Origin of the sequence: Veillonella parvula (genome assembly GCF_032577575.1) — a bacterium.
GTDB lineage: Bacteria > Bacillota > Negativicutes > Veillonellales > Veillonellaceae > Veillonella.
The window spans coordinates 394,561-419,567 of sequence record NZ_JAWFVO010000002.1 but is presented as its reverse complement, the minus strand read 5'-3'; the positions used below and the strand labels follow the sequence as shown (position 1 = coordinate 419,567).

Annotated in this window: 22 protein-coding genes; 21 read left to right on the top strand and 1 reads right to left on the bottom strand. The window is 38.9% G+C overall.

What is annotated here, in order from left to right; genetic code table 11:
* Position 1: 1 nt before the first annotated feature.
* From E7K77_RS05820 to E7K77_RS05720, 21 genes are all read left to right on the top strand, one after another.
* The gene (locus tag E7K77_RS05820) at positions 2–493 is read left to right on the top strand and encodes a 3-isopropylmalate dehydratase small subunit (RefSeq protein WP_008603290.1); all 492 of its coding nucleotides are present in this window, start codon (positions 2–4) and stop codon (positions 491–493) included.
* Positions 494–698: 205 nt separating this feature from the next.
* Complete coding sequence (gene leuB / locus E7K77_RS05815; RefSeq protein ID WP_325306425.1) at positions 699–1,769, top strand: 3-isopropylmalate dehydrogenase; 1,071 nt, start codon at positions 699–701, stop codon at positions 1,767–1,769.
* A gap of 230 nt (positions 1,770–1,999) precedes the next feature.
* Positions 2,000–2,539 carry a hypothetical protein gene (locus tag E7K77_RS05810; RefSeq protein WP_012863703.1) on the top strand — a complete coding sequence of 180 codons (540 nt, stop codon included), beginning with the start codon at positions 2,000–2,002 and terminating at the stop codon, positions 2,537–2,539.
* 309 nt (positions 2,540–2,848) lie between these two features.
* Complete coding sequence (locus E7K77_RS05805; RefSeq protein WP_316689571.1) at positions 2,849–4,036, top strand: flavodoxin domain-containing protein; 1,188 nt, start codon at positions 2,849–2,851, stop codon at positions 4,034–4,036.
* A gap of 736 nt (positions 4,037–4,772) precedes the next feature.
* Positions 4,773–6,503, top strand: a complete 1,731-nt coding sequence (locus E7K77_RS05800; RefSeq protein WP_205112763.1) for an S-layer homology domain-containing protein — start codon at positions 4,773–4,775, stop codon at positions 6,501–6,503.
* A gap of 413 nt (positions 6,504–6,916) precedes the next feature.
* The gene (locus tag E7K77_RS05795) at positions 6,917–7,402 is read left to right on the top strand and encodes a GNAT family N-acetyltransferase (protein WP_004694271.1); all 486 of its coding nucleotides are present in this window, start codon (positions 6,917–6,919) and stop codon (positions 7,400–7,402) included.
* Positions 7,403–7,609: 207 nt separating this feature from the next.
* On the top strand, positions 7,610–8,359 hold the full coding sequence (locus E7K77_RS05790; RefSeq protein ID WP_215676177.1) for a DUF969 domain-containing protein: 750 nt from the start codon (positions 7,610–7,612) through the stop codon (positions 8,357–8,359).
* 1 nt (position 8,360) lies between these two features.
* Positions 8,361–9,290 carry a DUF979 domain-containing protein gene (locus E7K77_RS05785; RefSeq protein ID WP_215676179.1) on the top strand — a complete coding sequence of 310 codons (930 nt, stop codon included), beginning with the start codon at positions 8,361–8,363 and terminating at the stop codon, positions 9,288–9,290.
* 113 nt (positions 9,291–9,403) lie between these two features.
* Positions 9,404–10,057 carry a pyroglutamyl-peptidase I gene (gene pcp / locus E7K77_RS05780; protein ID WP_004694263.1) on the top strand — a complete coding sequence of 218 codons (654 nt, stop codon included), beginning with the start codon at positions 9,404–9,406 and terminating at the stop codon, positions 10,055–10,057.
* 306 nt (positions 10,058–10,363) lie between these two features.
* The gene (locus E7K77_RS05775; protein WP_325306423.1) at positions 10,364–11,479 is read left to right on the top strand and encodes a glutathione S-transferase C-terminal domain-containing protein; all 1,116 of its coding nucleotides are present in this window, start codon (positions 10,364–10,366) and stop codon (positions 11,477–11,479) included.
* 122 nt (positions 11,480–11,601) lie between these two features.
* Entirely contained in the window at positions 11,602–13,005 is a 1,404-nt protein-coding gene (locus E7K77_RS05770; RefSeq protein ID WP_325306422.1) for an MmgE/PrpD family protein, read from the top strand.
* Positions 12,998–13,837 carry a transporter substrate-binding domain-containing protein gene (locus tag E7K77_RS05765; RefSeq protein WP_004694256.1) on the top strand — a complete coding sequence of 280 codons (840 nt, stop codon included), beginning with the start codon at positions 12,998–13,000 and terminating at the stop codon, positions 13,835–13,837. The genes E7K77_RS05770 and E7K77_RS05765 overlap by 8 nt, the downstream gene beginning before the upstream one ends.
* A gap of 55 nt (positions 13,838–13,892) precedes the next feature.
* The gene (locus E7K77_RS05760; protein WP_316708683.1) at positions 13,893–14,609 is read left to right on the top strand and encodes an amino acid ABC transporter permease; all 717 of its coding nucleotides are present in this window, start codon (positions 13,893–13,895) and stop codon (positions 14,607–14,609) included.
* A gap of 6 nt (positions 14,610–14,615) precedes the next feature.
* The gene (locus E7K77_RS05755; protein ID WP_004694252.1) at positions 14,616–15,332 is read left to right on the top strand and encodes an amino acid ABC transporter permease; all 717 of its coding nucleotides are present in this window, start codon (positions 14,616–14,618) and stop codon (positions 15,330–15,332) included.
* The gene (locus E7K77_RS05750) at positions 15,329–16,102 is read left to right on the top strand and encodes an amino acid ABC transporter ATP-binding protein (RefSeq protein WP_060919253.1); all 774 of its coding nucleotides are present in this window, start codon (positions 15,329–15,331) and stop codon (positions 16,100–16,102) included. The genes E7K77_RS05755 and E7K77_RS05750 overlap by 4 nt, the downstream gene beginning before the upstream one ends.
* Positions 16,103–16,236: 134 nt before the next feature.
* Positions 16,237–16,719 carry a GNAT family N-acetyltransferase gene (locus E7K77_RS05745; RefSeq protein ID WP_215676185.1) on the top strand — a complete coding sequence of 161 codons (483 nt, stop codon included), beginning with the start codon at positions 16,237–16,239 and terminating at the stop codon, positions 16,717–16,719.
* Between the two features lie 267 nt (positions 16,720–16,986).
* Positions 16,987–17,214: a helix-turn-helix domain-containing protein gene (locus E7K77_RS05740; protein WP_123138316.1), complete on the top strand. Its 228-nt coding sequence runs from the start codon at positions 16,987–16,989 to the stop codon at positions 17,212–17,214.
* A 15-nt stretch (positions 17,215–17,229) separates the two neighbouring features.
* Positions 17,230–18,969 (top strand): type I restriction-modification system subunit M, encoded by a 1,740-nt coding sequence (locus E7K77_RS05735; protein WP_325306419.1) that lies wholly within the window; start codon positions 17,230–17,232, stop codon positions 18,967–18,969.
* Position 18,970: 1 nt separating this feature from the next.
* Entirely contained in the window at positions 18,971–20,140 is a 1,170-nt protein-coding gene (locus E7K77_RS05730) for a restriction endonuclease subunit S (RefSeq protein ID WP_123138318.1), read from the top strand.
* Positions 20,141–20,155: 15 nt separating this feature from the next.
* Complete coding sequence (locus E7K77_RS05725) at positions 20,156–23,392, top strand: type I restriction endonuclease subunit R (RefSeq protein WP_123138319.1); 3,237 nt, start codon at positions 20,156–20,158, stop codon at positions 23,390–23,392.
* Positions 23,393–23,645: 253 nt separating this feature from the next.
* Positions 23,646–24,044, top strand: a complete 399-nt coding sequence (locus E7K77_RS05720; RefSeq protein ID WP_205112767.1) for a hypothetical protein — start codon at positions 23,646–23,648, stop codon at positions 24,042–24,044.
* 54 nt (positions 24,045–24,098) lie between these two features.
* On the opposite strand, the gene rbsB is transcribed toward E7K77_RS05720, so the two are convergent.
* A complete protein-coding gene (gene rbsB, locus E7K77_RS05715; RefSeq protein WP_278452004.1) occupies positions 24,099–25,001 on the bottom strand; it encodes a ribose ABC transporter substrate-binding protein RbsB in 903 nt (300 codons plus the stop codon).
* Positions 25,002–25,007 lie beyond the last annotated feature (6 nt).

The window sequence follows — 25,007 nt, the reverse complement described above, 5'->3', positions numbered from 1 at the left end:
TATGGATTTTGAAAGCAAGAAAATTTGGCGCTACGGCGACGATGTAGATACAGACGTAATCATTCCAGCTCGTTACTTGGCGATTGCTGATTGGAACGAATTGGCCGAACATGCGATGGAAGATATTGATACGACGTTCGCTCCTAATGTGAAAGCTGGCGAAATCATGGTAGCTGGTAAAAACTTTGGTTGTGGTTCTTCTCGTGAACATGCACCAGGCGTTATTAAAGCTAAAGGCGTGCCTGTTATCATTGCACACTCCTTTGCACGCATCTTCTTCCGTAATGCTATCAATATCGGTTTACCAGTTGTGGAAATCGGTGAACAAGTAGATCGCATTGACGCTGGTGATGCGATTGGAGTAGACTTGTCTAAAGGTATCGTGTACAACTTGACTAAAAACGAACAATACCAAGGGACTGAGTTGCCACAATTCATTCAAGATATTGCGGCAGCTGGCGGTCTTGTAAGTTTTGCTAAAAACCGTAAATAGGGGCGAGCCGAACACTCGTCTCAAGCCTCCACTGGCCAGGTCTGACTTCGGCCTGCGGCCTCCGCAGGGCCAAAGTCGTTTTCGACGAGCATTCGGCTCTTGGGAGTGTGAAGGCTCGACACTGACTATATAGATTTCTAACAGTGGAATAAAGAAAGATGAGTTTGTGGTTCATCTATGAGCATTTACTATATGGAGAGGTAATATGAGCGAAAAGAGTATCGTATTGATTCCTGGTGATGGTATCGGTACTGAGATTATTGCGGCAGCGAAGGCTGTGTGTGGTGTGGCTTTTGAGAAAGCCGGTGTAAAGGTTAATTGGATTGATAAGAAAGCGGGCGGTGCGTCTATCGATGCGTATGGTGTGCCTTTGACTGAGGATACGATTGAGGCTTGTAAAGCGGCTGATGCTGTATTGCTCGGTGCTGTAGGCGGTCCTAAATGGGATAATGTCGATCCTTCTATCCGTCCTGAGAAAGCAATTCTAGGTCTTCGTAAGGAGCTTGGTTTGTTCTGTAATTTGCGTCCTGTAAAAATCTATCCATCCTTGCAAGAGTATTCTCCACTTAAAAAGGAACTCGTGCAAGATGTAGATTTCGTTATCGTTCGTGAGTTAACTGGCGGTATTTACTTCGGTGAACGGGAAGAGGCACAAGGTGAAGGTGCTAACGAGTTCTCTTGGGATAAAGAAACGTACAGCCGTTATGAAGTAGAGCGCATCATGGACATCGCTATGGAAACAGCTCGTAAACGTAACAAAAAGGTTGTATCCGTAGATAAAGCAAATGTATTGGCTTCTTCTCGTTTATGGCGTAAAATCGCTCAAGAGAAAGCCGCTGCTAATCCGGATATCGCAACAGATTACCTTTATGTAGATAATACAGCAATGCAACTCGTTGTAAATCCTGCACAGTTTGACGTTATCGTTACAACGAACTTATTTGGCGATATCTTGTCCGACGAAGGTGCTGTTATCTCTGGTTCCATCGGGCTTTTACCATCTGCATCTATGGGTACAGGTACTGCATTGTACGAGCCAATCCACGGATCCGCACCGGACATCATGGGCAAAAACTTGGCGAATCCGTTGGGTACAATCTTGTCCGCTGCGATGATGTGCCGTCATTCCCTTGATTTACCTCAAGTGGCTGACGCTATTGAAAGTGCTGTAGAACAAGTGCTCGTTGATGGTTACCGTACTGGCGATATCTACCGTGAAGGTTTGAAACGGGTAGGTACAACAGAAATGGCGCAAGCCGTAATTGAACGTTTATAAAAGTAATGAATTAAGATTTCTGAAAGTTATTAACGTGAGTTACGTCATTTTTAAAATCGTATTATAAGCGTTAAGATATAGGTATTATAATATATTTGTCCAATTAAATAAGAGGGGGTTGTAAGGCCCTCTCTTTTTTGTAGGACACTAGCGGTATACGTAGTTGTTCTTCATATATTAGAGTGCTATATTGGTAGATGAATGGCAAAATATTCTTTAAGGAGGCCTTTATGAATTCTTCAATGTATCGAAATTTAACCATTACTGCTTTATTGATGGCATTAGCCATCATGATTCCTATCGTGATGCCTTTGAAAGTTGTGATCCCACCGGCATCGTATACATTGGCGAGTCATGTTCCTATATTCTTAGCTATGTTCTTATCTAGAAAGATGGCAGCTTGTGTCGTGATAGGTTCTACGCTCGGCTTCTTTGTAGCAGGGTTCCCACTTGTTATCGTTATGCGCGCTGCATCTCATATCATCTTTGCCTTGATGGGGGCTTACTATATTAAACATCATCCAGGCGTATTAACAGGGGCTCTATCCTTTGTTGCGTTTAACCTTGCTTGTGCTATCGTTCACGCTATTGGTGAGGTACTAGCATGCCTATTGTTCTATACTACCACTACGATGCCAAACATTGATCTCATCTACGTTGTATTTGTTCTTGTAGGTGGCGGTACCATCGTTCATAGCTTGGTTGATGGATATATTGCATTATATATCTATAAAGCTATCCCTGGACTATCTAAATCGGGTAATAAATAATCATATAATTACATATACTCGTAACCACTCATGGGAAATCGATGTGTACTAATGTACGGCATGTGATTACCTATGAGTGGTTTTTATAATAATTCTCAAAACTGTACCTACAGGTACAGACTTAATTGTGTGATATCGATATAATAAAACTATAGTTAATGACCGATTTATGTTGTATCCATTGATATAACATTTGGCCATATATTTGGTATTATCGGTGAAAGTTGCTTCTATCATTCGTGTTTCTATATAGGTTCATTAAAAAATCTGAGTTAAGCACATCAACTTTCACAGAACATGGAGGTTATTATGAGAAAGCACATTAAAAACAATGTTTCTTGGGTTGGCAAAATCGACTGGGAATTGCAAGAATTCCACGGTTCTGACTACAGCATTAATAATGGTTCTAGCCAAAATGCGTACTTGATTGAAGAGGAGAAGACTGTCCTTATCGATACTGTGTGGAAACCTCATTCCTCCGAGTTCATTGATAATTTGGAATCTGAAATCGATTTGAATAAGATTGATTTCATCGTATGTAATCACGGCGAAGTAGATCATAGTGGTTCTTTGCCTGCGTTGATGGAAAAAATACCTAATACGCCAATTTATTGTACCGAAAATGCAGTTAAGTCCTTGGTTGGTCAATATCATCATCCAGAATGGAATTTCAAAACTGTTAAAACTGGTGACTCCGTAGATATCGGGAACGGTAAATCCTTGGTATTCGTAGAAATGCGCATGCTTCACTGGCCTGATTCCATGGCGACTTATATGACAGGGGATAATATCTTGTTCTCCAACGATGCATTTGGTCAGCATTTTGCCGTAGAAGAACTATGGGCGGATAAGGCCGATCAATGCCGTCTATGGGAAGAGGCGATGAAATATTACGCTAATATCTTGAATCCATTCTCTCCATTGGTAAAAGCTAAAGTTGAAGAAATTCAAAAGCTTAACTTGCCAATCGATATCATCGCTACTAGTCATGGCGCCATTTGGCGGAAAAATCCAATGCAAATCGTAGAAAAATATTACGAATGGTCTCAAGCGTATCAAGAAGATCAAGTCACAGTTGTATATGATACTATGTGGGATGGCACCAAGAAATTGGCCCATAAGATTGCTGAAGAAATTGCTAAGCAATCCCCTGATACACGTGTTAAGATTTTTAACATTAGCAAAACCAATAAAAATGATATTATGACGGAAGTCTTTAAGTCTAAAGCAATTGCTGTAGGGTCTCCAACAGTAGGTAATAGCGTATTATCTTCCGTAGCTGGTTGGCTCGATTTCTTGCGTGAGTTGAAATTTAAAAATAAAAAAGCCGCTGTATTCGGTACCTATGGTTGGTCTGGTGAATCTACAAAGGTACTCCGTGAAGAGTTGACTAAATATGGATTCTCTGTAGTAGAACCTGAAATCAAATGCAACTGGAACCCAGAAGAATCCGATTTTAATAAAGCAGAAGCACTTGTAAGCGCCTTATTAGCATAATTACATATAATAAAGAAAGATTCTTGTTATAAAACCCCTATTTTTGATATGTACCCCCTTTACTGGATAATCAGTAAAAGGGGTATTTTCATGAAGAATAGGGGCCTTCTTTTTTTAAACATATACATAAAATATTAGTCAATATAAATTGTATTTGTCATGTTTATTCTCATAACATTCTCGTTAGCGTTTTTTGGGGCACCGATTTGCATTGATAGATACTGACGCTATAGAAATATAAAATTATAATAAAATGTTAAGTTGTTGATTAAATATACAAAACAGTTTAATTCACATATAATTCATGAATTAAGTGTGAATGTGAATTAATGAGGATATAAGGTATATTTTGCGTACTTATAAGGTGGTTATTTATTTATAAGTTATACAGTTTGTTATATGAGAAAAGTTTACAAAGTTGCGAAAAATTTAACTCATAAGGGGAAATAATGAGTAAAATTTATTTCCCTGTAAAGCTAGGAATAAAGCGGATTTTGATAGGTATAAAGACTTGGTAATTTGGTTTGTGTTAGAAAAAAGGGTTGTGTATATCGTAAAACTTTGATATTCTATGCGAGTAATCGACAATATAAATTTTTCTTAAACTGATATAGGGGTATTTCTTTATGCTAATTTAGAATATCACCTGTTCAGACCGAGGTGAGAGACGGAACATAGAGAGAATGAAAAATTGTATTGTAATTTGGATGATTTTTTAATTTAGTGAGGGTGTAAGATGAGAGAAATGAAACATTCCAAAAAATTAGCGTTTGCTGTATTAGCTGCTGTCACTGCTGTTGGTGCGAATGTTAATCCGGTAGACGCTGCTTCTGTTGTAATGGACAACACTAATGTTGTTACAGGTACTAATAATGCAGTTGCGTATGGTAGCGGTAATACTGTAAAAGAATCTGCTGCAAACTTCCGTGATCGTGATTATGAAAATGAGCCAGATGATGCTACAAAGAAAACTGGTGACTGGAAAAGTAATTCTGTTGCTATTGGTGTTAACAATACTGCTGCAGGTACCTCTGCATTAGCAATGGGTAATTCTTCCAAAGCGTTGATGAATGAATCTATTGCTATTGGTCATTCTGCTGAAGCACAACGTACATGGTCTACTGCTATTGGTACACGTGCAAAGGCTTCCGAAGTTCGCTCACAAGCTATTGGCTATGAAGCGTTAGCATCTGGCTATAAATCTAATGCGATTGGTTCTAGCGCACAAGCAACCAATAATCATTCTGTTGCTATGGGTTCCTCTGCTCTTGCATCTGGTGATCATGCTCAAGCATTTGGCGCTGGTGCACAGGCAACTAACGTGCGTTCTAATGCGTTTGGTTCTGATGCAAGTGCTACAGCTGACTATGCTATGGCGATTGGTGATCATGCAAATGCAACACATTTAAACTCTATCGCTTTAGGTACAGGTTCCACTACAAGTGAAGCTACAGCTCAAAGTAGTGCAACCATCGCTGGTCATACCTTTGGTGGCTTTGCTGGCGTAGGTTCTGCAGCTAATGGTTCCGTGTCTGTAGGTAAAGCTGGTGCTGAACGTCAAATTAAAAATGTTGCGGCTGGAGAAATCTCCGCTACTTCTACAGATGCTGTAAACGGTAGCCAATTATATTCCGTAGCTAATGATTTACAAACACAAATCAACAATTCCACACCTGGCCAAATTAATAACAATATTAAGAACTTGACTAATCGTGTTGGTACTGTTGAAAGACGTGTTAACAAAGTAGGCGCAGGTTCCGCTGCATTGGCTGCATTGCATCCATTGGACTTCAACCCTGATGACAAATGGACAATTGCTGCTGGTTATGGTCACTACCATAATGCTAACTCCGCTGCGTTGGGTGCGTTCTACCGTCCTAACGAAGATACAATGTTCTCCGTTGGTGGCACTGTAGGTACTGGCGAAACTCAATTGAACGCAGGTGTATCTATTCGCCTTGGTAAACGTTCCCCTGAATCCCGTTCTCGCGTAGCTATGGGTCGTGAAATTGCTGAATTGAATGCACGTCTTCAAGATATGGAAAACAAATATAACAACTTGTTACAAATCTTGACTCCACATGCAATTGATCCTAGCAAAACTGCTGAATTCCCAGACGTTCCACGCAACCATTGGGCTTACCAATATATTAGCCAATTGGCTGGTAATGGTATCCTTGTTGGTTACCCTGATGGCACATTCAAAGGCGATGTTAAGATGACTCGTTACGAATTCGCTACTATGTTGTACCGTGCACTTCAAAATGGTGCTCCTATTGACGAAAATATGAAACGTGCATTGAATGAATTCGGTCCTGAATTACAAAATATTCGTCTTAACCACTTCCGTGTTGATCGTATTTCTGGTGATGATAACGATCGTCATAAAACTGAACGTGTTCGCGTTAACAATGAACCTAAAAACGAACGTGACGTATACGGTTCCCGTATATACAATAATCAATAGGATTAACTTTTCTAGAGTTTGTAAAAGCTCAAAACAGGATGTATCTTTGATACATCCTGTTTTTTTTGTCTAAATTTTTTTGTGGTATTGTGCTTATTTTATAGGAATTCGTCAATTATGGTTAGACGGAATGAAATCATTGCCTGAAATTTAAATTGTATTCTGCTTATTTTTATACAAACACTCTTTCGGTTGAGAATTTGGACCTTTTATTTATTTGATACTTAGTATGGTTGAGGGTTGGTCTATATATTACATTATTGCATATAAGATTTTCTTTATAGATATTATAATTTCATATAATATTTATGTAAGTATATTGCAAATAAATACATATAGGTGTATAATTACTTTCACAAAGTGAATTAATATACATAGTTTGTGAATAAAGATATAGATATGAGGGAAAGACCATGAAAGAATTTAGACAATTAACAGTAGCAGACACAGCAGAATATCATAAGGTATTAATCGACGGTTATGCAGCTATAAAAGACTATCCTATTAGCTTCGACGCTATTGATTTTACGGAAGAGGAATCTAAGGAGTGGATTGAAAATTATCCTGTATACGGCTTGTATATTGATGGGCAATTAGTTAGTTCTATTACGTTTTGTATGCCTTGGGTGAAATACTCAACACCGGATAAATATCCGCATATTGCTCATTTTGTAACAGCACCAGCTTTCAAAGGCAAAGGGTATGCACGGGAAGTCTTGGGCTATGCAGAGGAGCTTTTAAAAGAACAGTTTAAAACACATATTGTTACATTAGGAACGGCTAAGGAGCATCCGTGGTTGCCTAAAATGTATGAATCCTTTGGGTTTACGGCGTATGATAAGGTTCATTTTAGAGGAAAACAGCATACAACTATATTATTTAAGAAAGAATTAAATTAATTAAGAAAGCGTTATATTAATTACGTAAATTACCTTGTACTCTATTTGAGTGTTTTATGCTCTGATTGCAGATCAGGGACATTCACTAAATTTAGATACAAGGTATTTTTTGTGTAAGATTATGACTATTCAGTATATAATATATACATATAACGTATCTTTATGGTTATATGTGTTATGGATGATTTGTAGAAAGGATGTGTCCATATGTTGATTTTGTCAGGTATTTTAGTGATGGTCATCGGTCTAATGCTACGCTTTAATGCCTTGTTAGTTGTCGTAGCCGCAGGTTTTGTAACGGGCCTTGCAGGTGGTCTCAGTATCAACGATATCGTTGGTGCCATTGGGGAGGCTTTCGTTAAAAATCGTTATATGTCATTATTTATTTTGATATTACCTGTTATTGGTCTTATGGAACGTCACGGCTTGCGTGAACGGGCAGAAATTTTGATCAGTAAGATCAACGCTGCTACTGCAGGGCGTATCTTTATGATTTATTTATTTGTGCGCCAAGTAACAGTAGCTTTTGGTATTAACATGTCTGGTATGGTTGCCATGGTTCGTCCATTAATCGCTCCCATGAGTGAAGCTGCGGTAGCTCAAGGTCGTCCAGTATCTCAACGTACACTTGATAAGGTGCGTGGTGTAGCTGCTTCTGCAGATAATATAGGTAACTTCTTTGGTCAAAACCTATTCCTTGCTGCTGGTGGGTTATTACTCATCAAAGGCGTTATGGAACAATTAGGTTATTCTGTAGAGTTAACAGATATGGTATTATACGGATTGCCAACTGCTGTTTGTGCATATATTGTTAACTTCATTCGTTTTATTATCTTTGATAAAACAATTCAAGCCTCTGTCGCTCGTGACGAAGCGGATATAAAAGCTGGTAAATTAGTACCTAATGAGTTAAATATTCTTGTTACACCAGAAGAATTGAAGAAGGAGGCTGAATAATATGTTAGAAATACTCTATAAAATGCAGCCCTTAGATTATGTATATCTTCTCGTAGGGATTATTCTATTTATCTTTGCTATTCAATCATTTTTAGATAAAGAACATAAATATCGCATTGGTACAGGCTTATTTTGGCTCTTATATAGCATATCCTTTATCTTTGGTTCTTATCTCTCCAAGGAAATTAATGGCTGGCTTGTAATTGCTATGGCAGCTATCGTATTAGTAAAACAACTCGGCAAAGGCCATTACTTTGAATCTCCTATCGAATTCAAAAAAGGCGAAGCTGTTCGTATTGGTAATGTTATCTTCGTACCAGCGTTACTTGTTGGTATTATTACATTCTTCATTGGTTTCTTTACTAAGTTAGGCGCTCTTGTTGGTCTAGGTATTGCCGCAATCATCGCTATGTGTGCTGCTCTTTATATTACAAAGGGCGAACTTAACCAAGGTTTCCATGAAGGCCGTCGACTTATCGATGCTATCAGTTGGACTGCTATTTTGTCCCAGTTATTAGCGGCTCTTGGGTATCTATTTAATTTGGCTGGCGTTGGTAAACTTATCTCCAGTGCAGTCGCAAGTGTAGTACCAGCAGATAATGTATTTCTCGTTGTTGTGGCTTACTGCATCGGTATGGTTATCTTTACAATGATTATGGGTAATGCCTTTGCCGCATTTGCGATGATTACAAGTGCCATCGGTATCCCAATGCTCGTTGTAGCTCATGGTGCTAACCCAGCTGCTGTCGGTGCTATTGCAATGCTTGCAGGCTATTGCGGTACTTTGATGACACCTATGGCTGCCAACTTTAACATCGTACCGGTAGCGCTCCTTGAAATGCGCGACCAATACGGCGTTATTAAAGCACAACTTCCAATTGCATTGATTATGCTCGTATTGAATATTCTATTAATGTATTACTTTATTTAACCCTTTTGTGAAAGTACGATATGCTTATGAAACTATATGATATATCCTTCTAAGATTATGTATCATGTTTGATTATTCTAATGAACCATAAGATATCGTTATGAGGTAGTGTGATGAAAACAATTTTAATTACCGGCTTTGATCCATTTGGCGGTGAACCTATTAATCCGGCTTGGGAAGCGGTCAAAACAATGGATGGTTATACCGATGGTGATTACAAGGTAGTGACACAAATGGTTCCTACCATTCGTTATAAATCTGTTGATACTGTAAAAGCAGCAGCTGAACAGTGCCAACCAGATTTTATCCTATGTGTAGGTCAAGCAGGTGGTCGTCCTGATATTACAGTGGAACGCGTTGCTATTAACTGCGACGATTTTCGCATCCCAGATAATGGGGGCAACCAACCGGAAGATGAGCCTGTTGTAGCCGATGGCCCTAGTGCCTATTTTGCGACATTGCCCATAAAAAATATCGTCAATGCGTTACATCAAAACGGTATTCCTGCTAAGGTCTCCAATACAGCGGGAACCTTCGTATGCAACCACTTGATGTATGGTGTATGTCACTATGCCGCGCAAAAGGGCAATATTAAGGCGGGCTTTATGCACATCCCATACTTGCCATCCCAAGTGGTGGATAAACCAAATCAACCAAGCATGGCTGTTGAAACTGTACGTGCCACATTGGAAACCATCGTTCATGTATTAGCTCATGGTGAAAGTTACAAGGCACAAGATATTAACTATACAACACCTCACGAATAAAAATATTACCAATACTAGTGTTTATTCAATACACATAATGTTTACTTAACATATAATATTTACATTTACATAACGCATAATTAAAAAGCTCGAGTTATATCTTAGAAATGATATAGCTTGAGCTTTTTTATTTTTAATAATCATTATAAAAATATAAATACCCACTATTGACATAGGTTTTTAAATAATATAATATAGGCTTATATTCATATTAAGTTAGTAGGAATAATTGAGGAATATCACAGAAGCTTTCACCATGAAAAGTGGAATAAAGCTAATGGGGATGACCTTTATAAGGAGTATAGAATGAGTGAACACGTAGATGTAAGTAAAATCAAGGATCCTACCATTGCGGCGGCTCGTAAAGAAGTTGAGTTCCAACGTGCTATGAATCCTTGTCCTATCGATTTTTCTGAGTTTCAATCTAGTAACCCTCGTTCTCAAGGGGAGCAGAAGGAGTATGAAGGTAAAGATGCATCGAATTTTAACCGTCGTCAAAAATATTCTGATAGTGAAGAGCCTCAATTCACAACACCTTTTGGCAGTGAACCAGGGTTTCTACCTGTAGAAAAGGACCGTTACCGCCTTGTATGGTCTAAGCATTGCCCTTGGGCCCATCGCATTGCTATCGCCATCGATTTGCTTGGTCTAGATAAGGTGATCTCTAAAGGCACGGTTGATCCATTGCGTCCAGCAGGCGTTATTGCAGACTGGTTCTTTACTCTTGATAAAGACGAAAAGGATCCAGTGTTGGGGATTCACTCTTTAGGTGAAGTGTATCGCAAAGGTGACCCTAACTACGACGCACGCTCCACAGTACCAGCTATCGTAGATGTTACGACTGGTGCGGTAGTCAACAACGACTACCATGCATTGACTACGGAATTGGCATTGGGCTTCAAAGATTTTATCTCCCCTGATGCACCAGATATTTATCCAGAAGAATTGCGTGCTGATATCGATGCGTTGAACGTAATCATCTACGCTGACTTCAACTTGGCTGTAAATCTAGCAGCCCTCGTAACAAATCAAAAAGACTACGAGTACTACTACGACCGTATCTTTGCTTGCTTGGACTGGCTCGAAGAACGCCTTAGCAAGCAACGTTACTTGATGGGGGATACCATTACAGACTCAGATATTCGTATCTTCCCTACATTGGCTCGTTTTGACCTTGTATTCTACCAAAAATACTTGGTGAATAAGAAACGCCTCGTAGACTATCCCAATCTTTGGAACTATGCGAAGGACTTGTACTCCAATCCAGCCTTCGGTGGCACAACGGACTTCGACTCCATGCGCAAACGCTTCTACTATGTAGATCATACGCCATTTGAGGATCTACCACGCCTCGTTCCAAAAGGACCAGACGATTCCATTTGGTTAGAACCAAATGACCGGGCTGAAAAATTTGGTAAATAAAATAGACGGTAAATTCATATGTTGGATGAGCCGTATTTAGTACATCTTTTACTATGAAATCTGATACATTACTGACGAATCGATCAATATATTTAATTATAGATAACTGAAAGGAAGGCTCCATGGATTCCGTAACACAGACGATTGTGAACTACATAGAACAAACGGATGTGACGAACCGTGAGGACCTCCTGTCAGTGGCTCGCATTGCTTTTCTAGATTATTTGGCATCTCTAGCGCCGGCTGAGACGGAACAGGCCGTTCAAGATTTGGCTCGGTTCATCGGGACTAATGGAGAAAACGTATCTAAAGCCGATAAAGCTTTGTATTATGGCTTTGCCTCCCATTATTTAGATTTTGATGATGCCCAGGCAAATTTGGCAGGTCATTTCAGTACTGTTTTATATTCTGCTTTGTTGGCAGTGCTCGAGCCGCATGATACATGGCATGATTTCCTTCGGGCCTATATCATCGGTGCCGAGCTTGAGGGGGTTATTGGTTCCCTCATCAATCCTGCCCATCGAACCCAAGGATGGCATTCTACGGGGACCGTTGGTGTTATTGGGGCGGCGGCCGCTATAGGCGCTTTGCGAGGCCTTCATGGTGAAAGCTTGGCTCAGCTCCTGTCTTTGGCTGCTACTCAATCGGCGGGCATGTTCTTTCAAAGTGGCACAGATGGTAAGCCGCTCCATGCGGGACTGGCGGCACGCAATGGCGTATGGGCTTACGAACTGTTACAACATACATCACTGCGAACAAGTACAAAACCATTTGACCCTGAACGGGGTTGGTTTAAAACTATCGGTAATATTACCGTTACATCAAATGACATTGCTAGCCGTTGGCTAGCACCAGGACAACTCATTGATCCTGGTTTGTGGATGAAAGTTCACCCGTATTGCTCGGCAGCCATTTGTGGCGCTGAAGCGGCAGAAATCGTGGCACATAGACTATATACATCTTCTTCGTATGTGTCTAAACACAACTACCTTTCACCAGATACAGAGGAACAAGATCAATGTAGATTATGTACCACCCCCGATTTCTCCCTTTGGGATGAGATAGATCGAGTGACTGTTCACTTCCCGCCTGGTGCTGATGCGGCATTGCGTTATACATCGCCAACAACAGGTCGAGAAGGGCAGTTTTCCATAGAGTACATCGTGTACCAAGTCCTCGCGTATGGGGCGGTACAGGATGAATTATTCAAGATAGATATCATAGACTCATCAATACGAGACTATATGTCACGAATTGAGCGTGTTTATGATTTACCGAAGGTATCCCAAACAGAGCGGATTACGAAAGTAACCGTTATATTGAAAAATGGAGATACTTTCACAGAAACGGTGAACAATCCGAAAGGATCACCGAATAATCCTCTCACTATGGAGGATATACGCATAAAATTAGGCCTTACCTTGAAGGCTGATCAAATAGATAGAATCATTGAAGCTTTTACCCATACAGATGAGGTTGAGCCATTCCTGCAAACATTGCGAAAAGAAGGAGTTTTACATGTTTAATACAAAGAAATTGACGAAATTATTCGCCATCGGCGCATTGGCACTAGGCGTGCTCGTTGTAGCTGGTTGCGGCGATGATACATCCAAGGAAGCAAAAGTAAATCCAGATGCTAAAGTGATTAACGTAGCTACACGTGGTACAGTTCGCCCCTATTCCTACACAGATGATAACGGCAACCTTACAGGTTTTGACGTAGAATTGTTGAAAGAAATTGAACGTCGTAATCCAGACCTTCATTTCAACTTCAAGCCAATGGCCGTTGATGCTGCCTTCGTAGCAATGGATGCAGGCCAAGTGGATATGATCGCGAACCAAATGCGCCGTAACCCAACTCGTGAAGCAAAATACTACTACACAAATGAGGTTAACAACTACTCTACACGTAAATTAGTAGTTAAAAATGACCGCAACGATATCTCTAAACTAGATGATTTGAAAGGCAAGAAAATCGCCGTTACTACATCCTCTGAGTTCAACGAGTTAGTAAAACAATTCAACGAAACAGCAAATCCTCAAATCGAAGTTATCTATACAGATAAAGCAGGTGCAGAAACATTAAACCTCGTTGCTACAGGCCGTGCTGATGCAGCAGGTGAGTACGAATACGTAATTAACTCTGCTATTAAAGACCGTGGCTTGCCACTCAAAGCCGTAGGCGATGTATTGGCAGTAGTACCAACTTATTTCTTGTCTAAACGTACAGATGACATGAAACAAGTAAACGAAAAAATTGATAAAACTATGAAAGAAATGCGTGCTGATGGTACGTTGAAAAAACTTTCTGAACAATATCTTGGTGGGGATTACACATTCGATCCAACACAAAAATAACGGATAGGCCGCCTTGGCGGCCTTATTCTATTATGTCTAGAAGCGAGGTGTTACTGTGGGCAAGTATTTTGATGTGTCCTACATGATTCAAGCGTTTCCACAGCTCTTGAATTATGTGCACGTAACGGTGCTTATCACCGTTATTTCTGCCATCTTAGGTGTTATTTTAGGCTCTATTATAGCCATCATTCGCCTCAAGAAGGTACCAGTATTAAACCAATTATTTATTGTATTTATCTCCTTTATGCGCGGTACGCCGTTCTTGGTACAGCTTTTCCTCATTTACTTTGGGGTACCAGAAATCATGTCCCACATGGGGCTTAACATGAAAAATGTGCCAGGCCTCGTATTTGTGTATGCCGTGTTTACCTTACATATTGCAGCTTACAGCGCTGAAATCATGCGCTCCAGTATCGATGCGGTCTCTCCTGGTGAGAAAGAAGCCGCTAAAAGTCTTGGTATGACTGAGTTCCAAAGTTATGTGCGCATCATCTTGCCGCAGGCTTTCACCATGAGTATTCCATCGTTGACGAACCTCGTTATCGGCATGTTGAAAGGAACGGCGCTTATCTTTAACGTCGGTGTTGTGGATATGATGCGTAAAGCGGATCTCATGGGCGGCAATAGCCAGCGTTATCTTGAGCTATTCGTCGATGCGGCCATCATTTATGGTATTCTAATTATCATCGTGTCACTCTTGGGCCGATTGCTTGAAAAACGTTTTACCGTTGCGGGCAAGGAAACGCAACGCATTTTGATCAGTGAGGAGTAGGGGCGTATGGGACATATAATCGATTCAACCTATATTTATGGCACCTTCTTTGCTGTCATTCCCTATGTGAAAGTTACCCTCATGATTACCTTCCTCAGCGTTGGTTTGGGTACAATCCTAGGATTATTAAGTTGCGTGCTACAACAAAACAAAGTACCTGTGCTCAGTCAGCTCAGTTACTTGTACGTATTATTGTGCCGTAGTATTCCGAACATGGTTCTCTTATACCTCGTGTACTATGGTTTACCAATTCTCTTCCTCGCATTAGAGGATCAAACAGGGGTGCATGTGCCCTTTGAAAAGGTGCCAGCTACCTTCGTAGCCGTTGTAGGCTTAACCTTGCACACAGGGGCCTATTTGAGTGAAATCTTTCGGGCTGCCTTACAATCGGTACCTAAAGGGCAAATGGAAGCGGCTCAGGCCATCGGTATGACTTGGTTCCAAGCGTTCCGCCGCATCGTGTTGCCACAAGCGACAGTCTTTGCGTTGCCACTATTTACGAATCAGTTTCTTAACACCATGAAGAGTACCAGCATTGTATTCGTTATCACCGTTATTGAATTGTTCGGCGCTGCAAAGTTATATACAGAGGAAAATTCACAGTATTTTGAGGCCTACATCGTGGTGGCCGGTCTATTCTGGGTGATGGGGATTGTCTTTGAATTTATCTTCCATCGTTTAGAAATCTATGCAAGCAAGTATAAACGAGGTAATGCATTATGATAGATATTAAACAAGTTCACAAATCTTTCGGGAACCGTGAAATTTTAAAGGGCATCGACTTACATGTGCCAACGGGATCTGTAACGGTTATCCTTGGACCATCTGGCAGCGGTAAGACGACATTCCTTAGAACGCTTAACTTCCTTGAAAAGGCCGATGCAGGGACAATGCAATTAAATGATATTTCTGTAGACTTACATAAAGCGTCTAACAAGGAAATCCTAAACGTACGCCGTAACACATCCATGGTCTTCCAGTCTTATAATTTGTTCTCTAATAAGACAGTAATTGAAAACATTATGGAAGGTCTTGTAACAGTTAAAAAGATGAAAAAATCTCAAGCCCGTGAAATCGCGCAACGCTTCCTCAAGGAAGTAGGTATGGAAGGCTATGATGATTACTATCCTGTACAATTATCTGGGGGCCAACAACAACGTATCGGTATCGCTCGCGCCCTTGCGATGGACCCAGAGGTTATCCTCTTTGACGAACCTACATCTGCCCTCGATCCTGAACTCGTAGGGGAAGTATTGGCTGTTATTCGCAAGATTGCTAAAGAACTCAAGGTTACGATGATTATCGTAACTCACGAAATTGGCTTTGCCAAAGAAGTAGCAGACCAAGTGGTATTCATGGAAGGCGGCGTCATCGTAGAACAAGGGGACCCTAAGGTTGTTCTTGAACATCCAAAAGAAGAACGAACACGCAAATTCTTGAGCCGTTACCTTACACTTGATAGTGAATTGCCTCTTGATAGCGCAGCGTTATAAGGCTCTACTAGTTCTGTTTTTAAAATACTAGTATTATATTAAAAATGTGATACTGTATTGATATAGCTAATTCTAATGTGCAATCTAATGACGCAGTTAGTTTATGATTAGAGCATTTTGAACGAGGTAAATAGATGAAAGAATTTAGACAATTAACCGTAGATGATGCGGCTGAATATCACGAGGTGTTAATTGCAGGATATGCGGAGAATAAGAACTATCCTATATCCTTTGATGCTATCAACTTTAGCCCAGAAGAGTCTCGTGCATGGATTTTAAAATATCCTGTATATGGTCTCTACGTAGATGGCTCCTTAGTATGCTCTATTTCATTCCGCATGCCTTGGATTCCAAAGGCTACACCAGACATATATCCGCATATAGCTCACTTTGTGACGGCCCCTGAACATAAGGGGAAAGGCTATGCTCGTGAAGTCCTCGCCGAAGCAGAAGACCTATTGCGCAACGTATATAAAACACCGGCCGTAACACTGGGCACTGCCGCAGAACACCCATGGCTTGCTAAAATGTACGAAGGCTTTGGCTTTAAAGAATATAAACGAACACAACTACCTGGGAAGGTACATACGACGATATTCTTTAAGAAAACATTGTAAAGATAAGAAAATTAGTATTAATTTAATATTCTAACTAAAAGAGTCGCATCTAATTGGTGCGGCTCTTTGTTATTCTATAAGATGTTACTACTACAGTATTAATTTCAAGAGTACTTTGGACTTTTTCATATATGGTTATCATGTTCTCTAATTTTGATATAGGTTAATATCTATAAGTCAGACTGCCTAGTGGATAGATACTAAAAAAATGAATATTTATTTGCTATAATAATGCTATATTAATGGATAAAAAGGAGATACATATATATGGGTTTCCCTAAAGAAATAAAAAGAATCAGACAACGTTCATTTTTAACACAGCAGGAATTTGCCAATGTAATAGGTGTGGCTTTTTCTACTGTAAATCGTTGGGAATCTGGACGTGCAAAGCCAAATCTAAAAGCAATGAAAAGTATTAATATATTTTGCTTAGATAATAACATCCCATATGACGTACTAGAAGAGTCTTGGCTCGACTATCAAATAGAAAAATAAAGGAGCACTATTGTTATGACAGATAAAGAATTAAAACAGTTAAAAGATACGCTATGGCACTCTGCTGATGTGCTTCGAGCTAGTGCTCATTTAGCTGCGAATAAATATGGTCAGCCTATTCTTGGGCTTATCTTCCTTAGATATGCAGATATTTTATATAAACAACATAAGGATGAAATTGAAGCTGAATATAATCGACTTAAAGGTAGTCGTATGGAAAAATCCATGAAGGAAATTTCTTTAGAAAAGTGCGGTTTCTATCTTCCAGAATGTGCTTATTACGACTTTATCAATGATGCACCGGATGATGCAAACAAAGCTATCATCGTAAAGGAAGCTATGGAAGCTATTGAAGATGAAAACCCTAGAATGGAAGGAGTTCTTCCTAAAGAAGTATATGCTCAGCTGGTTCCGGAAGAGGAACCAGAGCTTCTTTCTAACATTGTACGTATTTTCAAGGATATTCCTGAAAACAGCACTGTTGACATCTTTGGTGAAATTTATGAATATTTCTTAGGGAACTTTGCACTTGCAGAAGGTAAGGATGGAGGAACATTCTACACACCTGCAACTGTTGTAAGATATATGGTTGAAGTATTAAATCCTCAGCCAGGTGAAAAGAAGTTCTTGGATCCAGCATGTGGTTCTGGCGGCATGTTCGTTCAGGCCGCCAGATACATGCATAATCACAATGCCAGCGAGAGTGAACAAATGAAATTTCGTTGCTATGGTGTTGAAAAGGAACCTGATACAGTAAAACTGGCAAAGATGAATCTTCTTCTTAATAATATTCGTGGTGACATTACACAAGCTAACTCATTCTATTCAGATCCGTATAATGCATTTGGGCAGTTTGACTATGTAATGGCAAATCCTCCCTTTAATGTTGATGAAGTTGTGTTTGAAAAGGTTTCTGATGATGCCCGATTCAATACATATGGTGTACCAAGAAATAAGACCAAATCAACAAAGAAAAAATCTGATAAGAAAGAAACTGTGCCTAACGCAAACTATTTGTGGATTGGCTACTTTGCTACTGCCTTAAATGAGAATGGTAAGGCAGCACTTGTGATGGCTAATTCTGCATCTGATGCATCTGGTTCAGAATATGAAATCAGAAAGAAAATGATTGAAGAAGGTATCATCTCACAGATGGTGACACTTCCTTCTAAAATGTTCTCATCAGTTACCCTTCCTGCGACTCTTTGGTTTTTTGATAAGCAGAAGCCAAATAGTGATAAGAAAAATGAAATCTTATTTATTGATGCAAGAAATGTTTTCACACAGGTAGACAAAGCACACAGAAAGTTCTCTGATGAGCAGATTAAGAACCTTGGAGTTATCACAAAACTATATCACGGCGATACACAGGCTCTTGTTGAATTGCTTGATGAATACAAAATAGAACTTGCTAATGCTCCGGAAACATCTGATGACAAGGAAGTTCTTACAAAAGCATATTGGCAGTCACAGATTGACTGGTTAACTGAAAGATTCCCTGACGGTGTATATGCTGATGTTATCGGTCTTTGTAAGGCAGCACCTATGGATGGTGAAGATGGAATCATTGATCAGGATTACTCACTTAATGTAGGCCGCTATGTTGGGGTGGTAATTGAAGATGATGGGTTAACACAGGAAGAATTTAAGAGAGAAATATATTCACTTAATTCTGAGTTTACATCTCTAAGTGCCGAGGCAAGAGAACTTGAAAAACTCATTGCAAATAATCTGAAAGAATTGTTGGGTGAGTGATATGGGGAAGATAAAAGATTATTTTGAATTAAACCCACCTAAAAATACAAATAATTATACTGATTATATTAATTATATTGATACATCATCAGTAACTAAAGGTATTTTGTACGATATTACGTATCTGGATGGTAACTTTCCTTCAAGAGCGAATCGTTGTGTAAAGTATGATGACATACTATATTCCTCCGTAAGACCAAATTTAAGACATTATTATCATTACAAATCAAACTATGAAAATGTAGTTGCGTCTACAGGATATGTTTTATTAAGAAATAAAAATAAAGAATTATATTCAAGTGAATTTTTATACTATTTCCTGGGAACTGATTCTGTTGTCAAGTATTTAAGTAATATTGCCGAATTATCCCAATCAACGTTTCCTTCGTTTTCAGCAAAAGACTTAGGAAAAATTGAGTTACCAGCATTTGACTTTATAGATCAAGAGAAAATAGCTGATATTTTAACAACTTACGATAACCTTATTGAAAACAATAACAAGCGTATTAAGTTATTGGAGCAGATGGTAGAGAATCTATATAAAGAATGGTTTGTTAGATTTCGCTTTCCTGGATATAAAAATGTAGAGTTTGAGGAGAAGAAGCCTAGAGGTTGGCAAGTTGGCACAGATGATAAAAAGCACTTTGCTCCTACTATCTTCAAATATGATGAGTTAAGAAATATAGGAAGCTTTACAAGAGGAAAAAATATTACTACAGCAAAGATGATTGAAGGTGATATTCCTGTGATTTCAGCAGGATTACAGCCTTCCGGATACCATAATGAAGCTAATGTATATGGTGCAAGCCTTACAATCAGTGCTTCAGGTGCTAATGCAGGATATCTTCAATATCATATGAAGGATATTTGGGCTGCAGATTGTTCCTACTATCAGGATGATGCAACAATTTGGTTTGTATATAATACGCTTAAATATTTACAACCAGTTATTAGTAATTTGCAATGTGGAGCTGCACAACCCCATGTATATCCTAAAAACATCAATAGGCTCTGTATTTTAATTCCACCAGAAGAATTGATTCATAAATATAATGATTATGTTAAGCCATATTATGATGAAATCAAAATGCTTAATCAGCAAAATCAATTACTTACAAAACAAAGAGATATGCTATTACCTCGACTAATGAGTGGGAAACTTGAAGTGTAATAAGGAGGAACTCATATGCGAAATTTTATATCCGAAGATGATATAGAACAGGCTATACTTTCAAAATTAAAAGCAGAACCGTTTAAATATGATATCCTCATTTGTGATGCTGATCCGAGTAAGCGAGACGATTTGAATGATGGCACGGGAAGAGCTTCTAAGAAAGAATGTGTTCTTCCCAATGTTATGCTGTCTTCTCTTAAGCGTATTAATCCAACTATCGCAGAAGATAAAATTAATGAGACAGTCAAGACATTAAGGCAAGATTATTCAGGAACGGATATTGTAGATACGAACTACAAATTATATAGACAAATCCGTAATAATATAAAAATCACAGTTCGCAAAAATGGCAAAGAAGACTTTGATTTTGTAAAGCTAATCGATTTTGAGCATCCAGAGAATAATACTTTTACAGCGGTGTCTCAGATGTGGATACAAGGTAAGGTCTACTACAGGAGACCGGACATTCTTATCTTTGTCAATGGAATGCCAATAGTGTTCATTGAACTGAAGAACAGCATTGTTAAGATTGAAGAAGCATATAATAAGAATTTACAGGATTATTTACGAGATATTCCTAATCTATTTGCATTCAATCAGATTTGTGTTCTTTCAAATGGTTTAGTGACAAAGTTGGGCGCCTTTAAAGCAACCTATGACTATTTTTTTGAATGGCTTAAGGTTGATAGCGAAAAGGAAAAACTGGATCGAGCAGCAATTCTTGCTGCGGATAATGTTAAGGATAGCTCTGTCAGATATTTTGTTGATGGTCTTCTTAACAAAGATAGATTCATTGATTATATAGAAAACTTTATTCTCTTTGAAAATCAGAGAATAAAGATTATCGCTAAGAACCACCAGTACTTAGGTGTAAATAATCTAATGGAATCAGTGGAGAATAGAAAAGAGCTTAACGGTAAGCTTGGTGTCTTCTGGCATACACAGGGTTCAGGAAAATCCTACTCTATGGTTATATTTGCCCGTAAAGTGAAGCGTAAGATTCAAGGCAATTTCTCGTTCCTCATTATCACAGACCGCGAAGATTTGGATACACAGATTCATAAGAACTTTGTGCGTACAGAGGTTATTGGTTCTAAAGAAGAATGCCAGCCAAAGGACAGCAAGCAGTTAAGAGATTTCTTGACTACCAATAAGGCTTTTATCTTTACACTGATTCATAAGTTCAGATACGATAAGACAAAGAAATATCCAGTGCTTTCTACTCGTGACGATATTATTGTTCTTGTTGATGAAGCACATAGAACGCAATATAAGGATTTAGCAGAGAACATGAGAACTGCACTTCCGAATGCTAACTTTGTGGCATTTACTGGAACACCTCTTCTTGGCTCTAAACGTCTTACAAATCAGTGGTTTGGTGAGTATGTATCAGAGTATAACTTTGCCCAGTCTGTTGAAGACGGTTCTACAGTGCCTTTATTCTATTCTAGACGAGTTCCGGAAGTTGGGCTTGAGAATGACTTCCTTGACGATGACGTTGTAGATATTATCGAAGAAGAAAATCTTAATGAAGATGAAACTCGTCTCTTAGAGAATGCATCATCACGTATCCTTGAAGTTATTAAGAGAGATGATCGCTTAGATAAAGTGGCACAGGATATTGCCTACCACTTCCCAAGACGTGGATTTCTTGGAAAAGGTATGGTTGTATCTGTCGATAAGTATACTGCTGTCAAAATGTATGACAAGGTTCAACATTATTGGGCTATAGAAAAGCAGAACATCATGAAGGAGCGAAATACAGCTGACACTAAGGCAAAACGTGATCAGCTCACTCGCATTCTTACTTATATGAATAAGGTTGAAATGGCTGTTATCATTTCAGAGGAAAATGATGAAGAAACGAAGTTTGCTAAGCAAGGATTAAAGATATCTGAGCATCGTGCAAAGATGAAAGAAATCACACCGGATGGAAGAGATATTGAGGATAGATTTAAAGATCCTGAGGACTCACTGCAACTTGTGTTCGTTTGTGCCATGTGGCTAACAGGATTTGATGTAAAAAATTTATCTACACTTTATCTTGATAAGCCAATGAAAGGCCACACGCTGATGCAAGCCATAGCTCGTGCCAATAGAGTGTATCCCGAAAAACCTGTCGGAATCATTGTAGATTATGTCAACGTGTTTAAATACATGAAGAAGGCATTAACCGAATATGCCACTGGTGATGACGGAACAGAATTCCCTGCAAAAGATATTGACCAATTAATCAGCTATATTGACGGTACAATTGATGAAGCAGATTCTTTCTTGATATCTCTTGATATTGATTTAGAAAAGATAATTGCTGATTCTAATACACTGGATAAATTAGATGCATTAAGAAGTGCTTATGACACTATCGTGGCAAAAGATGATGATAAAGAAAAATTTAAGGTTATCCTTAATTCTTTGACAAATCTATACGAAGCATCAAAGCCAGAAATCTTTGAGAAGCATTGGAACAACGATAAGTTTGCCCCGCTTGTGTATTTGCATGGTCTCTTATATAACACTGTTAATGATGAAAAGGTGGCTCGTGCTAGACAGAAAATGAATCAGATTCTGGATGGCAGTGTTACAGCAAGTCAAGAGTTCGTTAATTATGTACGGGAAAAACCTGCACAGTACATGATAAAAGGCACAAAGGCTATTGATCTTTCTAAGGTTGATGTTGAGCAATTGAGAAAAGAAATCAAGGTAGCTAAGTATAAGGCTATTGAGATTAACGACTTGAAGGAATACATTGAGCAAGCACTCGAACAGATGCTTAATAGAAATTGCACAAGAACCAAATTCTCCGAACGTTTCAAACGAATTATTGACTCCTATAATGCAGGTGGTACTGAAAATGAAGATTACTATGAGCAACTTGTAAAACTTCTTGAAGAACTTCGGCAGGAAGATAATCGTGCAAATACAGAAGGCCTTACAGAAGAAGAACTGGAAATCTTTGATTTGCTTATTGCTGGGAAAAAGGTGACAAAGGATGAAGAGCAAAAAGTAAAACTCTCTGCCAAGAATCTTTATAAGAAGCTAGTCGATAATCGTAATAATCTTCTTGTAGTAGATTGGTATAAGGATGAACAGCCAATTGCTAAGCTAAAATATGAGGTGGAACTATCCTTAAATGATGATTTGCCTGAAAGTTATGATAAAGAATCTTTTGATTCTAAGGTGTCCTTACTTATGAATCATTTTATGGATATGGCAGTACAAGGATATGGTTGGATTGGGTCTGTCTAATTTCCGGAATAAGTATAGATTGAGTTTTTATTTTCAATAAGTATTGATAATAATAAAAATGACCACACTAGAGTAAATACATACCCTAGTGTGGTCATTTTCATTACCTTTCATTAGTAAGATTAATTATTTGTTACTATTTTAATAGGGAAATAGACTTAAGAAGGCTTTCGGAAAAACTTATAACTTCTATTATATTCACAAATACAGTGCTATAATAAATCAAAATGTTGTTTGTGGAGTGTGACGTACTATGTATGAAATCGTAAATGAACCTAATTTAATAATTGCTTTTGATATGGATACAGAATTATCTCAATTTGGTGTGTTTGGCGTATATATTAAACAGGGCTACAATATTTGTGCTGGGTACATTGACCCTAGTGACTGGTCTGGTATTCATACCGGATACAAAGAATTAGTTGCGCTATATGCGAATTGCAAGGGGACAGCCACCTTTACTTATGTATTAACTGAAGAAGGGGATACGCTTACATTCTCGTTAGATCAAAAGGGTGCTCTAACGATGGAGATTAACATCTGTACCATTTATAATTATAAATGTCATATGATTATTGAAAGTTTAGATCAAACGTATTTGCCAAAGTTTATTGAGTTCTTTAAAGTGTTTTTAGAGAAAGAGCCGAAATAAAAAGAGTCGCATCAAAGGATGCGACTCTTTTGTGTACCCAGTTTCTATTTACAATTATTTTGTAACAACTTTAAGATCTACAGGGATTTTAGCTTCTACAGCTTCGCCTTTGATAATTTTTTGAGCTGTATCGATAGCGATTTTACCCATTTGGTCTGGTTGTTGAGCAATTGTTGCAGCCAATGTGCCGTCTTTAACAGCTTTGTCTGCATCAGCAGTACCGTCAAAGCCTACGATGAAGATTGTTTTGCCTGCGGATTTAGCTGCTTGGATAGCGCCCAATGCCATTTCGTCGTTATGAGCGAAGATAGCTTGTACATCAGGGTTAGCTTGCAAAATGTTTGTTGCTACGTTCAAACCTTTTGTACGGTCGAAGTCAGCACTTTGTTTTGCTACTACTGTTAAGTCTTTGTCAGCTACGTTGTGGAAACCTTGGCCGCGTTCACGTGTGGCGGAAGCACCAGGGATACCTTCGATTTCAGCTACTTTTGCAGCTTTGCCTACTTTATCAGCGATAAGTTGAGCCGCCATTTCGCCGCCTTTAACGTTATCGGAAGCGATATGAGCTACTACTTTGCCTTTGTCAGCAGAGCGGTCAACAGTGATTACAGGAATGTTTTTAGCATTTGCTGCTTCTACGGAAGTAGAGATAGCTGCAGAGTCTACAGGGTTGATGATCAATACAGAAACGCCGCTTTCAAGTAAGTCGGAAATATCGTTTGCTTGTTTTGCAGGGTCATTTTGAGCATCAACGATTTTAACTTTAAGACCAAGCGCTTTAGCTTGAGCCTCAACGCCTTCCTTCATAGTTACGAAGAATGGGTTGTTCAATGTGGAAACAGAGAAGCCGATTGTGCCGGATTTTTTGTCGCCGCCGTTATCAGCGCTTTTACCACAGCCTGCTACAAGACCGATAACCATGATAGCCATCGCCAACAGTAACAATAGTTTTTTCATAGGAAC